General features: G+C 54.4%; 14 protein-coding genes. 8 read left to right on the forward strand and 6 right to left on the reverse strand.

The window, feature by feature from the left end:
- Positions 1 to 37: 37 nt before the first annotated feature.
- A complete protein-coding gene (gene lpxP, locus ACO7SM_RS06495; RefSeq protein ID WP_490470154.1) occupies positions 38 to 958 on the reverse strand; it encodes a kdo(2)-lipid IV(A) palmitoleoyltransferase in 921 nt (306 codons plus the stop codon).
- A 421-nt stretch (positions 959 to 1379) separates the two neighbouring features.
- On the opposite strand from lpxP, the gene ACO7SM_RS06500 reads away from it, so the two are divergent.
- Positions 1380 to 1622 (forward strand): YfdY family protein, encoded by a 243-nt coding sequence (locus tag ACO7SM_RS06500; protein WP_490470155.1) that lies wholly within the window; start codon positions 1380 to 1382, stop codon positions 1620 to 1622.
- 220 nt (positions 1623 to 1842) lie between these two features.
- Here the strand turns inward: ACO7SM_RS06500 and ACO7SM_RS06505 are convergent, their stop codons facing one another.
- From ACO7SM_RS06505 to ACO7SM_RS06520, 4 genes are read right to left on the reverse strand one after another with little or no spacing between them, the layout of a single operon-like run.
- Positions 1843 to 2514 carry a hypothetical protein gene (locus tag ACO7SM_RS06505; protein ID WP_490470156.1) on the reverse strand — a complete coding sequence of 224 codons (672 nt, stop codon included), beginning with the start codon at positions 2512 to 2514 and terminating at the stop codon, positions 1843 to 1845.
- Positions 2499 to 3023, reverse strand: coding sequence for an RNA polymerase sigma factor (locus tag ACO7SM_RS06510; RefSeq protein WP_490470157.1), 525 nt, complete (start codon positions 3021 to 3023; stop codon positions 2499 to 2501). The genes ACO7SM_RS06505 and ACO7SM_RS06510 overlap by 16 nt, the downstream gene beginning before the upstream one ends.
- 8 nt (positions 3024 to 3031) lie before the next feature.
- The gene (locus tag ACO7SM_RS06515) at positions 3032 to 3724 is read right to left on the reverse strand and encodes a hypothetical protein (protein ID WP_490470158.1); all 693 of its coding nucleotides are present in this window, start codon (positions 3722 to 3724) and stop codon (positions 3032 to 3034) included.
- A gap of 44 nt (positions 3725 to 3768) precedes the next feature.
- Entirely contained in the window at positions 3769 to 4563 is a 795-nt protein-coding gene (locus tag ACO7SM_RS06520; RefSeq protein WP_490470159.1) for a substrate-binding domain-containing protein, read from the reverse strand.
- A gap of 531 nt (positions 4564 to 5094) precedes the next feature.
- Between ACO7SM_RS06520 and ACO7SM_RS06525 the strand changes: the two genes are divergently transcribed.
- Together ACO7SM_RS06525 and ACO7SM_RS06530 are read left to right on the forward strand one after the other, a co-directional pair.
- Positions 5095 to 5322, forward strand: a complete 228-nt coding sequence (locus tag ACO7SM_RS06525; RefSeq protein WP_490470160.1) for a hypothetical protein — start codon at positions 5095 to 5097, stop codon at positions 5320 to 5322.
- A 134-nt stretch (positions 5323 to 5456) separates the two neighbouring features.
- The gene (locus ACO7SM_RS06530; RefSeq protein WP_490470161.1) at positions 5457 to 6935 is read left to right on the forward strand and encodes a sensor domain-containing diguanylate cyclase; all 1479 of its coding nucleotides are present in this window, start codon (positions 5457 to 5459) and stop codon (positions 6933 to 6935) included.
- Between the two features lie 157 nt (positions 6936 to 7092).
- Here the strand turns inward: ACO7SM_RS06530 and ACO7SM_RS06535 are convergent, their stop codons facing one another.
- On the reverse strand, positions 7093 to 8151 hold the full coding sequence (locus ACO7SM_RS06535; RefSeq protein WP_490470162.1) for an AraC family transcriptional regulator: 1059 nt from the start codon (positions 8149 to 8151) through the stop codon (positions 7093 to 7095).
- A 287-nt stretch (positions 8152 to 8438) separates the two neighbouring features.
- On the opposite strand from ACO7SM_RS06535, the gene ACO7SM_RS06540 reads away from it, so the two are divergent.
- From ACO7SM_RS06540 to ACO7SM_RS06560, 5 genes are all read left to right on the forward strand, one after another.
- Complete coding sequence (locus tag ACO7SM_RS06540; protein ID WP_490470163.1) at positions 8439 to 9011, forward strand: RBBP9/YdeN family alpha/beta hydrolase; 573 nt, start codon at positions 8439 to 8441, stop codon at positions 9009 to 9011.
- 134 nt (positions 9012 to 9145) lie between these two features.
- The gene (locus ACO7SM_RS06545) at positions 9146 to 10807 is read left to right on the forward strand and encodes a fatty acid--CoA ligase (protein ID WP_490470164.1); all 1662 of its coding nucleotides are present in this window, start codon (positions 9146 to 9148) and stop codon (positions 10805 to 10807) included.
- Positions 10808 to 11242: 435 nt separating this feature from the next.
- Positions 11243 to 12232: a quinone oxidoreductase family protein gene (locus ACO7SM_RS06550; protein WP_490470165.1), complete on the forward strand. Its 990-nt coding sequence runs from the start codon at positions 11243 to 11245 to the stop codon at positions 12230 to 12232.
- A 1-nt stretch (position 12233) separates the two neighbouring features.
- Entirely contained in the window at positions 12234 to 13082 is an 849-nt protein-coding gene (locus tag ACO7SM_RS06555; protein WP_490470166.1) for a TauD/TfdA dioxygenase family protein, read from the forward strand.
- A gap of 77 nt (positions 13083 to 13159) precedes the next feature.
- Complete coding sequence (locus ACO7SM_RS06560; protein ID WP_490470167.1) at positions 13160 to 14212, forward strand: beta-keto acid cleavage family enzyme; 1053 nt, start codon at positions 13160 to 13162, stop codon at positions 14210 to 14212.
- Positions 14213 to 14276 lie beyond the last annotated feature (64 nt).

The following is a 14276-nucleotide window of genomic DNA, read 5'->3' on the forward strand; positions in this document are numbered from 1 at the left end:
ACAAGACAAAAAAAGAAAGGCCATACGGCCTTTCTTTCTAAATATAGAGGGAAGCTTCACCCTGCGGGCGAGTTTTAAACCGACGGTGGATCCAGAGATACTGTTCAGGTGCACGCATGATCTCTCTTTCGATGATCTTGTTCATGTAGGCGGCAGCCTGGTGTTCTTCGGTTGGGTAACCTTCCATTTCAGGCGAGATAAACAGACGGTATCCTGAATTATCGGTTTTTCTCACCATGGTGACGGTCAGCATGGCGGCACCTGACAGACGGGAAAGCACATACGTCCCGTTAGTGGTGGCAACATTTTTGACTGCAAAGAAGGGAGCAAAGGAGCTGCCTTTGCGTCCGTAGTCCTGGTCGGGAGCAAACCATACGGCTTCGCCTTTTTTCAGCGCACTGACGATGCCACGCAGATTGTTTCTGCCGATCATCGCTTTATTAGAGCGCATACGTCCGCGCGTCTGAACCCATTCCATTAACAGGTTATTATGCGGACGGTAGGTTGCCATCATCGGCTGGCAAAGTCCCATGACGCGACCGCCCAGCTCCAGTGACATAAAGTGAACGCCGACGACCATGACACCCTTGTTTTGCGCCTGAGCGCGCAGCAGGTTATCCATGCCTTCGACATCAAACCATTTGCGTACGCGATTGTCCGGCCAGAACCAGGCCATGCCGGTTTCGAGCAGCGCCATGCCGAGAGAGTGAAAGTTCTCTGCAATCATGGTTTCTCTCTCTTCCTGCGATAATTTGGGGAAGCAGAGTTCAAGATTTTTACGGGCGATAGATTCGCGACGTTTTAAAAATGGGCGCGCCAGTTTGCCGGTTCGGGTCCCCAAAAAGCATAAAACGGGGTAAGGCAATTGCACCAACAACCAGAGCACACCGACACCAAACCAGGTGAGCCAGTAGCGCGGATGCAGGAATGCGCGGGAAAATTTGCTTGTTGGGAACATAAGCACCTTCAATAGATACGGGAGATTGTATCGCAGAAGATTTCTGGTCTGCAGCGGTACACTTTACTTAGGCCATCATGTACGACAATGGTTCCTGTAAAGAGTGTAAAGCTGAGTCAGGACAAAACCACGAGGGGCATGAATGCTTGCCCCTATAATATACCATTTTAGGATTACAACCTGCTATAAAATCTTACACAAGAAACGTAAAGTTTTTTCGGGTTGTGATAGGGGCTAAGTGTTTAATTTTAATTCTATGTTTTAAATGCTTTTTGATACCGAAAAGCACGATGAGTGCAGGGTGCCAAATTGTGAGGTGAATGTTATACACGCGGTTCTTTTATAAGGTATAACTTAAAGTATCAACGGTAAGGAATGTAAAGCTATACGGGAAGCAGCACCGCCCACAGGAGGTAACGCTATGATTTATTTATTGATGTTTCTTGCGATAAGTATTGTAGCCGTAAGCGGTTATATTGGTCAGGTTTTGGGGACAGTTTCAGCCGTTTCTTCTTTTGTCGGAATGATTACGCTTGCAGTCTTAATATATTACTTCACCTGGTGGTTGACCGGGGGTGCAGAAATGGTGACCGGCTTTTTTCTTTTTCTCTCTCCGGCCTGTGGGTTGATGATCCAATTAATGGTGGGTTACGACAAGCGATAAAAGCAGACGACTTCCCCCCGGTAAATAAAATTGAATAATAACCTAAGCTTATTCTAAACATTTTACTTATTTTCATATGTTAAGTGCCAGCCTGGTCTGGCACTTAATTTGGATAAATCAGATGTAAAATAGCGTATTGTTCAGTTTTGCCGATGATTCCTCATTCACTTAACGTCCCCCCTGACCGATGAAAACGTTGGGTTGTCCGAAAATCGCCGGGCTAAAGTGTGAGACATTTGCCAGAAAACAACGTGCCTTCGTTATCTTTGACAACCAGTTGGTCACTGTTTTTCAACTGCTTCCATTCACCGGGCGTCAGATAGTGCAAATCCTGCAACTGCGTCATCGGGGCAAGGTAAACCAACTGTCCGCTGGTTTTGTCGCGCATCCACAACGTTGCCTGCCTAAACGCAGCCGGGTCGCTGTGTGCGCTGTATTGCACACGGATGCTGGATTGTCCGGGTTTACTTCCCTGGAATGCCAGCAGGACAAAACAATCCCGACACTCCGGGGACGACATCATCGCCAGATAACTTACGGGCTTTATTTGCTGCGTTACCGGCGTCAGCGTCATAAACATCAGTAGCGCTCCCGCGGCCAGCCATCCTGCATTACGCAGCCAGTGTTTTACGCCGCGCGTCGATGCGCCTCTGTCCATTGACGCCTGTATATTGCGCCAGACGCGGGCTGGTGGACGTGCGACAGGGGGACTGTGAGCATCCAGGTGCTGCTGCCATTGTTCGACCGCCTCCCATAAAGAAGGATCCTGTTCCAGAAGGTTTTCAAACCGCCGTCTGGCAAGCGGAGACAGTACACCCAGCAGATATTGACTGGCGAGATGCTCGCGGATCTGCGGATGACGATAGCGGGAAGCGGTTATTGGCTGAGGCATTGTTTTAACTCACTGAGACCCCGGCGGATCCAGGATTTGATGGTGCCCTGCGGTGCACTGAGATGGCTGGCAATTTCGGGGTGTGAAAAACCGTGATACCAGGCGAGGACGATGGCGCTGCGTTTTTCTGCTTCCAGCCGGGAAAGGCAGTCGGTGAGCCGACGTTCTTTTTCCTGCTGCAGCGGTGGCGCAATGAGGTCGTCTTCCTCACCCAACAGCGCTGTTTCACCGCGTCTGCCGTGTTGTCGGATGTGGTCAATCGCCTGATTGCGCATGACCTGGCACAGCCATGCCCAGGGGGCGTCAATCGGCGAACGGAGCTTTCCGTGCCAGATTTTGATATAGCCCTCCTGGAGCAAATCAGCAGCAATCGCCTTGTCTCTCACGATAAGTAAAATGCGGGTATATAAATACCCGCTGGTGCGTTGATAAAGGGTGGTAAAAGCCTCTCTGTCCTGCAGCATGATCCGCGAAAAAAGCGTGCGGATCTCTTCCTTATCAATATCCACGCTATGCCTTATTGAGTAATGGAGATGATATGCCAAACGTTTTTGACGTTATCTCCGGTGGTGTCGCCAGGGGCGCGATCCTGTTTCCAGAGGTAGAGCGGCATGTTGTTATAACGCAATTGCCGCTGGCCGTCCCGACGGGCGGTAGAACTGAACGGCGGCGTTAATTTTGCATTTGCTCCGACAATGACGGGTGGCCACTTTTCTGCACAATCGTCATAGCAGGCCGGGACGCCATTTTTATCTTTATCAAAGGTGTAAAGCGTCATGTTTTCGGCGTTCACCAGAATACGGCCCGTTGTTGTCGCATACACCCGGACAGGCGATTCGTCGGCGCGCGCCACCTGCCAGACATTTTTGACCCCAGCGCCAGTGGTATCGCCGGGTTTCATATCTTTTACCCAGCGATAGAGCGGTTTGCCGTTGAGTGCCCATTGCCGGGAGCCATCCCCTCGCGTGATGGCTTCAAGCCCATTTATCGTGGGCGGCATCTTGTCTGTGACCTGCAGCGGCGGCCAGTTTTTGCTGCACTCTGCATCGCAAACGGAAGTGCCGTTACCGTCTTTATCAAAGGTATAGAGCGTCATGTTCTCTTTGTCGGTATACACCTTTCCAAGCGACGTCTCATGTACGGCGATATCTGCGGCCTGCACGGCACAGGTGGTTCCTGCCAACATCACACTCCAGATGAATTTGTTCATAACGATTTCCTGTTGCTTGATTGTAGACGGAATTTTCCAACGGGTTATTGCACCCAGCCTTCGTGAGCAAAAATTTTGCTCGCCTCAGGGGAGCTCAGGTAACGGACGAAATCCTGTGTTTGCGGGTCAGCATTTTTCGCGATGGCGATATTCATATCCCGATAGATCCGCCGCTCGGATTCAATCTCGACCAGAGTGGCCTGATCGGGGTGCGCGAGAGGCCAGTCGCTCCAGGTTATCCAGGCATCGGCCTGGGGTTGCTGAAATGCCTTAAATGCCGCGCCGCTGCCTTTTTCAAAGGCAATAATTTTGCTGCGGATGTTTTTGATATCGGCTAGCTGGCCGGTACGTCCGGCGATATCTTCCCAGGCCCCGGTTCCCGAGGTGTTGTAAACGCCTGCACCTTCGGTGACCACGATGCCGACGTCTTTATTCAGTAGATCGTTAATCCCTTTGATGCCCTTAGGATTTCCCGGTTTCACCGCAATCACTGAACGTTGTAAATAGAGGGGCAAGACGTCCTTGCTTTGGATAAATGCATACGTTTCCAGAAACGCGGTCATCGACTGCTGGGAAGAGCCGAAAATGAGATCGGCATCGTGCTGCGCTTCTTTGCTCCATTTGCTTTCTGGTCCATAGATGACAGCAACGTTAACGCCTGATTGCTTCGACCAGGCGCTGGCGGCTTTTTGCAGCGCAGAGTGCGGGCCACCCGGCCCATAGACCTTTATGACGCCATCCTGAGGCTGGTGCTGAATTGAAGGATCGGTAAGCGGTGAGGCAGAAAAAGCCGTAAAACCGGGTAGCAGCAAAGAAAGGATCAGGTACTTATATTTCATGAGGACTCCAGTAGCGGTGTGGGTTTACTGGAGAGACGATGCAAAATCTAAAATGGATGCATCCGGGGAGGCATTTTTTGTCGGATGTTTTTTCTTTTCCCCGTGAGATGGGCAAGAGCCCCGTCAGCACGATACTCGTTTATCTGGCACGCGCAGGGCGGGAGCGCGTTGCATACCTCGAACCTTTACAAAGCAACGCTCCCGGAGAACGTCTCGTCGCAATGCGCAGTTTCAATTAAATATTTTAATAAAATCATGCGGTAAAAATAGCCATCAAAAATGAGGCAAGAGAATAATAGCGACGAATGCAAAATGCTAAATCGTTAAATGATGCTCAATGATTGACGTAATAAACTGAGTTTACTCCCGGTGTTAATACTTTCCTCTTCACTATCAGGTTTCTGATTTAGGTTAATGATGCTTTTTATCACAGCGTAGTTTTTAACTCTGCGCTTAAGCATGTTGAGTATTTCGAATGTAATGGTAATAATTTGAAACAATATATGTAACTTTCATTAGGAACCCCTCTTTATGGCCAGTATATCGCCTCCAAAATTTGACAGTGCCTTTACTTTCACAGGGTTAGATTTTATTGCCAGAAGTATGGTGACGCTGGAAACCAACGGCACTTATATTTCACTTGCTGCTGTGACCGGTAATATGACCGATGAACAAAAAGAGATCTTAACCGCGCGTTGGGAATATCATCAGAGCAGACGAAATGTATCCGGTGATGAGACGCGGATATTCGCTGAATAAATAAGTTTGGTGAATATATTGCAGTGGATTGTCGTGATAATTATCCCCATCGACCAGGAAAACGTGTGCCGTACAGAAAGATTGCCTCATGCTGTGAACATCTTAGCTTGACCGAAAAGCGGGGTTTACTTCTGTTGTTTATTTTGTTGCAAACGACAATTCTTTCCGGGCATCTTTATTATCAATATACATATATTATGCGTGAGGCTGCGCGTATTCTGCGCAATACCACGTTACTGGAAGCCGAGCGTTTCGAAACCAGCCTGGATGCGATGGGGTATCAGGTACGTCTTATCGGCAATGCTTTTTTGCTCAATCACACTGCCACGTCTGAAAATGCAGATCGGTTTCTGGATGCAGAGCTCAAACAAGACTGGCTCGATGGCGTGATTGTGTTTGATGAGAAGGGGGACTTTATTGCTCAGCGTGCCCTTTTCCCGCTGGAAAACGCACTCAACGCATCAACGCTCACCCAGGCCAGCTTTCGCGATCAACCCATGTTTAAGCAACTGCGTCTTAAAGAGGAGAATGACAGCCTGTTTTATTGGCAGAGTGACGGAACGGATCACAATCTCCACGGGTTTGTGATGTACCATGCCGTACGTGACGTCAAAGGAAAATTCCTTGGCGGCGTTGTTGGATATTTCGATGCCCACTCAATGGTGGAGATGTTTCGAAAACTCAACGATAAAGGTTTTTATCTCGGTTCCGGTGGGGCAATGGTGGTGCTGGATCGCGAAAATTGTATTCAGCTTACCCGCGTGGGGGCCGGTATTACTGTGGGCCCGCTTCATTTCAATCCTTTCCTCAAGGAAGTCATTAAATATTCCTCCGATTCGGCACAGACCAATCAATATATATCGCCTATTGATGGCACCTCACGTCTGGGGGTGTTCCTCAATTTGAGTCATTATAAATGGGTGATGGCTGCGGGACTTGCTAAACATGAAATCCTGTTTGGGTGGTATATGCAGGTCTTTTGTTCGGTCATCGCGCTTATTGCCTTTATCATAACGCAATGGTCATTGTTGAATTATATGCACGCTAACTCCCTGCAACGGGCGCAACTGGTTAAAGATGCGTTGCGTGATCCACTCACCGGTTTGGCAAACCGTCGCTATTTTGACGAGCAAGTCCGGAATATCTGTCGTGTGGTGAGTCGTCAGCGACAATCATTGTGTGTGCTGAGCATCGACCTGGACTATTTCAAAAGGATCAATGACAACTTCGGCCATAGTGGGGGAGATGAGGTGCTTCGGTGTGTAGGGCAACTATTACCGGGATTAGTCAGGGGAAATGATATTGTCGCCCGACTCGGCGGTGAAGAGTTTGTCGTGGTGATGCCATTTACCGAACCTGAATACGCCAAACAGGTAGCCGAACGCATCCGAATCAATTTTGCGCGACAGGAGGTGGATTTCCGTGGCCGTAAGATTCAATTCACGGCAAGTTTTGGCCTTGCACAGATGACGCCTGGTGAGCTGAACGCCTGTGAGGATTTCCAGTCGACGCTTGACCTGGCCGATCAGGCGCTTTACCACGCGAAACGGGAAGGGCGTAACCGGGTCTGCATGGCGAGTAACATTCAGCAACTCATGCTGTATCCAGCGTAGCCGGGAGCGTCTGGCAACCGCGGCGAGTACAAACCCGCTTATAAACCCACTCTCAGCGCTAACCCCAAAATCCCAATCCAGACCCACATGCCGTATCCGCTTCTTGCGGAGGTTTACGGCTGCGGTCATTTCCACGTTTCGTCATTATTAGCCGCTGTTATTCAGGTGATGAATGTACACATTCCGTTGCTGTCTGGACGGCCCTGGGGACGTTACGGTGGCGAGAGCGCCAGGTCGCGGGAGGCATACCGAACTGGGCATTGAACCAGCGCGTGAAGGAGCTGGGCATAGAGTAGCCGAGCATGTCGGCGATGTGGCCAAGAGAATAGCCTGGATTCTGCAGGTAACGGATCACCAGATCGCGCCGCACATCATTGATAAGCTCGCTGAAGGTGGCGCCGCTCTCTTCCAGATGGCGTTGCAGGGTACGCACATTCATCCCCAGGGTACGGGAGATCTGCTCTATGGTGGCGCGCCCCATCGGCAGTCGCAGGTAGATAGACTTGCGCACGTCGAACATCAGCGACTGGTGGTTTTCCACCAGCAGCGAGTCGAGGTAGTTGCGTGCGTGAAGAGCCATGGCCTTGTTGGCCAGCGGGTTGGCGATGTCCAGGTCGGCAGCCTGACAGACAATGCCATTGAATTCGCTGCCAAACTCCACTTTGCAACCGAATATGCGTTTGTGGACGGAGAGATCCGTCGGCGCAGGATGAGTGAAGTTGACGCTGATGGGACGCCAGTTTGCGCCAACACCGACCTGAGCGGCGCAGAAACGGTACATGACACCGACCGCCAGCTCGCTGGCATGGCGTGATGAGGTGGGGATGTCGGTGATCACCTCTTCGCGAATGATGACCATCGAACCTGCTTCCTCAATGAAGATGGCCAGCGAGTCATTGCACAACTGGCGATACTGCACAATCCCCTGTAGCGCATCGCGCAGGGTGGGCAGGTGGCTGAGCAGCAGACTTATCTCGCCAAAGTCGGACAGATGACGATGTTCCGCCATCCGCAGGCCCAGGGTATCGCATCCGCTGACGAGGGCAGACTGCTCGATCAACTTGATAGCGGTGGAGACGGGGATGCGTTGATTGGGCATCCCCAGGATGGAGGTACTGAGCCCCACCTGCGCTAATAAGTGCTGGGTATTGAGACCGAGTTGACGAGTGACGTCCAGATAATTGGTGAGGATGGCGGCTCTGGCTAAGACAGTCATTGTGCTGCTTCCTTAAGTTATTAATCTGTGCCGTGAATGGTTGATTAACATTTAATTAGCAGTCATGTAACAAAATTGAAAGTATTATGGTTGTATTTTGCAACATGGATGCTTCACTTATTTGGGGACGTGGGGTAGGCAGGCGCGGGTCTGAGTCTTGTTTGCCCGTGTCGCAAAATGAAAAATCGATGGCGTCAAAAGTAAAGCAACGGGAATGTTGGGGCTTTAGTGTTGCTTCCGAGGCGCTGGCCTTTAGCCGGGCCCGTATGGAGCGTAAGGAAAGTCATATGGATAAATTACATACCAGGGCGACAGTGCTGATCGTTCCCGGATTGCGCGAGCATGTCGCGGAACATTGGCAAACGCATCTGGCGGCCAGTCTGGCCAGGGTGCGTTCAGTGCCTCCTCTGACCCAGGATAAACTCAATTGTCGGGCTCGTGTCGAGGCCATTGCACAGGCACTGGCGCAGATCGACGGCCCGGTTATCCTGGTGGCGCACAGTGCCGGTGTACTGATGACGGTGCACTGGGCGCAGCAGCATCAGCACCAAATCAAAGGCGCCTTGCTGGTCACTCCCCCCGATCTCAACGCCAACTGGCCGGCCCAGTACCCGAGCAAGGAGACTTTGCAGGCCGGTGGCTGGTGCCCGTTGCCGCGTACGCGGTTGCCGTTTCCCAGCCTGGTGGCCCTTAGCGATAACGATCCCCTGGCCAGCGTCGACGCGGTGCGTGCCATGGCGACTGACTGGGGGAGCGATGTTGTCGAGTTGGGCTCCGTGGGCCACCTCAATCCGGTGAGCGGCTTTGGCCCCTGGCCTCAGGGGCGGGATCTGGTGCGTCGCCTCGACGACTGGGGTTAATGTCCTGCGACTAAAGATATTCAGGGAAGCGGGCTTGCCAGTGAGCCGCCCGCTTCCTGTTCAGAGGGCAGAGGTTAAGTTTCCTCTGCCAGTGCAACCTTACCGAGCAAATAATGCGCCAGGGAGTCACCTGCATGGTGAAGACAAGAATCATACCGTCAGCGCAGGGAGCCCATGCTTATCCGTTGCTGATTAAGAGCCTGCTGCTGTCGGGCGGGCGTTATCACCCCGAGCGAGAAATCGTCTACGCCGATAAGCTGCGTTACGATTATCGCACCCTCGGGCAGCGTATCCACCGTCTGGCAAACATGCTGACGGCGGCCGGTGTTAAGCCCGGCGACACCGTCGCTCTGCTGGACTGGGACAGCCATCGCGCCCTTGAGTGCTTCTTCGCCGTGCCCATGATGGGGGCCGTGCTGCACACGGTCAACGTCCGCTTCTCGGCGGATCAACTTGCCTACACCATGAATCATGCCGAGGATCACCTGGTGTTGGTGCACGACGACTTCTTGCCGGTGATTGAGTCGCTGGCGGAGACGCTGACCACGGTTCGTGGCTACATCCAGCTCAGTGACGACGGGGGGAAGGCGACCAGCCTGCCGGTGCTGGGGGAATATGAGACTCTGCTGGCTGCGGCAGAGGATAACTTCGACTTCCCCGACTTTGATGAAAACTCGATGGCTACCCTGTTCTACACCACGGGCACCACGGGCGACCCCAAGGGAGTCTACTTCAGCCATCGTCAACTGGTGCTGCACACCCTCAACGAACTGGGCATTCTGGCGGCTCACGAAGGGCAGTCGCTGCTGCGTTCGAACGATGTTTACATGCCGATCACCCCCATGTTTCACGTACATGCCTGGGGCGCCCCCTACGTGGCGACGATGCTGGGGGTGAAGCAGGTGTATCCTGGTCGTTACGAACCCAACAAGCTGGTGCGGCTCTATCGCGACGAGGGTGTGACCTTCTCGCACTGTGTGCCGACCATCTTGCAAATGATCCTCGAGTGCGACGAAACCGCGCAGACCGACCTGTCGGGATGGAAGATGTTGCTGGGCGGCAGTGCGCTCTCCCTCGGGCTGGCGACGCAGGCACACCGCAAGGGCATACGCATCCACGCAGGCTATGGCATGTCGGAAACCTGCCCATTACTTTGTCTGACCCACCTGAGCGACGCAGAGTTGGCCCTGCCTATGGATGAGCAACTGCCCCTGCGAATCCGGACGGGTCTGCCCGTCCCGCTGGTGGAGCTGCGCATCGTCGATGGCGAAGGTCGGGAGGTGGTGCAGGATGGCGAATCGCTGGGCGAGATAGTGGTACGGGCGCCCTGGTTGACTCAGGGGTATCTGAAGGAACCCGAGAAAGGGGCCGAGCTATGGCGCGGCAGTTGGCTGCACACCGGCGATATGGCCTCCATCGATCCCCATGGGATAGTGGAGATCAAGGATCGCATCAAGGACGTTATCAAAACGGGCGGGGAGTGGGTAAGCTCGCTGACGCTGGAGAGCCTCATCAGCTCACACGCGGCGGTCAGAGCGGTAGCCGTCGTCGGGATCCCGGATGAGCAGTGGGGAGAACGCCCCCTGGCGCTGGTGGTTTGCAAGGAAGGGGAGTTCCTGGAACCGCAGGCCATAGCGGCGCATCTGCAAGGGTTTGTCGACAGCGGACGCATCAATAAATGGGCTATCCCCCGGCAAATCCGGATAGTCGCGGATATTCCCAAAACCAGTGTTGGTAAGATTAACAAGCGGTTGATCCGGGAAATCGAAATCAGCGACGGGAAAGAAAGCATTTGAGTGTTCAGCCGGGGACTCACCCTCCCCGTGCGGATGCGGATATTGCCCCAGCGCAACCTATGGATCCATTCAATGCCGCCCTCGGCGAAGCGCCTGTCGGCGGCGCACTCCAGTGACGAAGCAATACTTTCCACCACCAGCTTATCAGTGCGGGTCATAGTATGGCCCCGCCTTGTCTTTTTTATCAAATTCAAACCATGGGCATTTAAAAAAGTCCTTTTGGCGGCCATCTCCTGTTCCGTGAAACCTGTCGCAAGGCGGTAAGCCGGGATCGGTTTTGGTGGTTTACCTCTCACTAACACAATGAATTCAGGGCGGTAGTCATGAGATGAAAAGCGGCTGTCGCCTGATGAAAAGCGCAGGTTTACGTCATCTCCTAGATTCAATTCAGTTCGAGGCATTTTGCTCACATCAAAGACGAGTTGGAGAACAGAGATGGCCAAAGTCATACGCTTTTATGAGACTGGGGGGCCGCAGGTACTGCGCTACGAAGACGTCATGGTCGCAGAGCCAGGCCCGGGCGAGGTTCGCCTGCGCCAGGTCGCCGTCGGTCTGAACTATGCCGACACCTATTTCCGCAATGGTACTTACCCGATCCCGATGCCGAGTGGGATGGGCGTCGAGGCGGCCGGCGTGGTGGAGGCCATCGGTGCCGGGGTGACTAACGTGGCGGTGGGCGATCGTGTCACCTATACCGGTTTCCTCAATACCCTCGGCGCTTATGCGACTGAGCGACTGATCCCCGCTGCCCCGCTCATCAAGTTGCCCGACCACATCAGCTTCGAGACGGCCGCGGCGATGACCATGCGCGGGCTGACCTCGGCCTATCTGATGCGCCGAATTTATGACTTCAAGCCCGGCGACACCATCTTACTGCACGCCGCCGCAGGAGGCGTCGGCCTCATCGTCGCCCAGTGGGCCAAACTGCTCGGCCTGACCGTGATCGGCACCGTCTCCAGCGAGGCCAAGGCCGAGGTAGCCCGTGATCATGGCTGCGATTACATCATCAACTATAGCCATGAAGATGTGGCCCAGCGCGTGCGTACCCTGACCGAGGGCGTCGGCGTTAACGTGGTATTCGACAGCGTCGGCAAGAATACCTTCATGGGCTCGCTGGACTCGCTCAAGCGTCGCGGTCTGATGGTCTGCGTCGGCACCGCGTCCGGCCCCATCCCGCCGTTCGATCCTGTATTGCTGGCGATGAAAGGGTCGCTCTGTCTGACCCGCCCGGCGCTGGCCGACTATATCGCCGATCCGGCCGAGAAAGCGGCGCTGGCCGCTGAGCTATTCGACCACGTCGGCAGCGGGCGGATCCGGATTGATATCAATCAAAAATATGCGCTGCAGGATGCGGTGAAGGCTCACAGCGATCTCGAATCGCGCAAGACCACAGGCTCATCTGTCTTTGTCATCCAGGGGGCATAACATGCGTGTAGAACAACTGACCTACCATATCGGCGCTGAGCTAAGCGGTGTTCGTCTGGCCGACGCCATTCATGATGCTGGCCTGTTTAAGGAGATCCGTGCGCAACTGCTCAGACACCGGGTTCTGTTCCTGCGCCAGCAGGAAATCAGCCGTGCCGAACACGTAGCCTTCGCCCGAATGTTTGGCGAGCTGGAGGATCATCCAGTGGTGGGCAGTGACCCAGACCATCCCGGTCTGGTACGTATCTACAAGACGCCAGAAGTGGCGAACGAGCGCTATGAAAATGCCTGGCACACCGATGCGACCTGGCGCGAGAAACCCCCGATGGGGTGTGTGTTGCGCTGCGTCGAGAGTCCGCCAGTGGGGGGCGACACGCTCTGGGCCAACATGGTGGTGGCCTGGCAGCATCTGCCGGAAGACGTGAAACAGAAGATTGCAGGCTTGCGCGCCTACCATAGTCTGGAGGCCAGCTTCGGGGCGGCTACCCCCATCGAGAAACGGCTGGCGCTCAAGGCGCAGTTCCCGGACGCGGAACACCCGGTGGTGCGTACCCATCCAGAAACGGATGAGAAGATCCTGTTCGTCAACGCCTTCACCACACACTTCAGCAACTACCACACCCCGCAGCATGTTCGCTACGGGCAGGACTACACCATGGGCGGCAGCGATCTGCTGCGTTATCTGATAAGCCAGGCCTACCTTCCTGAATACCAGGTTCGCTGGCGCTGGCAGTCCGGCAGCATCGCCATCTGGGACAACCGCAGCACCCAGCACTACGCCGCCATGGACTACCCGCCGAGCCACCGCAAGATGGAGCGGGCTGGGATCATGGGCGACAAGCCTTTCTAGATTGCACCTCCATCCGGGCGAAGTTGCCCGGGTGAATCAACGACTCATCAAAACCCTACTATGCCAGGAGAGAATAGATGCAATTTTTTGACGATTCCCTGCACCCGGAGAACATGGAAAAGGTCGTGATCACCGTGGCCCCTTACGGCCCTGAGTGGGCACCGCAAGACTTCCCGAAAGACATCCCGGTCACCATGGGAGATCAGATCCAAAAGGCGGTCGATTGCTACGAAGCCGGTGCGACCGTGTTGCACCTGCATGTGCGTGAGTTGGACGGCACAGGCTCTAAGCGTTTGTCCAAGTTCAACGAGCTAATAGCCGGGGTGCGCAAGGCCGTGCCGGACATGATAATTCAGGTTGGTGGCTCCATTTCCTTCGCCCCGGAAAGTGATGGCGAGGCGGCCAAGTGGCTGTCAGACGACACCCGCCACATGCTGGCTGAGCTGACGCCGAAACCGGACCAGGTCACGGTCGCCATTAACACCACTCAAATGAACATTATGGAGCTGCTCTACCCGGAATATCTGGAAGGCACTTCCCTTGCCAACCCGGCCTTGCAGGCTGCTTACAGCGAGATGACCGTCCCGGCTGGCCCTGCCTGGGTGGCAGAGCACCTCAGACGCCTACAGGCCAATGGCATCCAGCCGCACTTCCAGTTGACCGGTATGCACGCCTTCGAAACCCTGGAGCGGCTGGTGCGCAAGGGTATCTACATGGGCCCGCTCAATCTGACCTGGATTGGCATCGGTGGCGGTTTCGATGGCCCCAATCCGTACAACTTCATGAACTTCGTCCAGCGCGCGCCTGATGGATGCACCCTGACCGCCGAATCCCTGCTCAAGAACGTGCTGCCGTTCAACATGATGGCGATGGCTATGGGTCTGCACCCGCGCTGCGGCATCGAGGACACCATTATTGGGCAACACGGTCAGCGCATGAGTTCGGTCGAGCAGATCCAGCAGTGCGTGCGGGTGGCGCATGAGCTGGGTCGCGAGGTGGCGAACGGCAAGGAAGCCCGCGCCATCTATCGTATCGGCACCCAGTACGACAGCATCGAACAGACCCTGCAGGCCAACGGTATGTCGCCGAATCGCAAGGCGGGTGAGAAAGGCGTGCCGCAACGCGGCTAAACGCAATGTGCCGCCCCTCCACCACGGATGGGGCGGCCTGACAAGTTCGGTTTGCAAAAAGGTT

It is taken from the genome of Citrobacter sp. LJND-P06 (genome assembly GCF_058188415.1).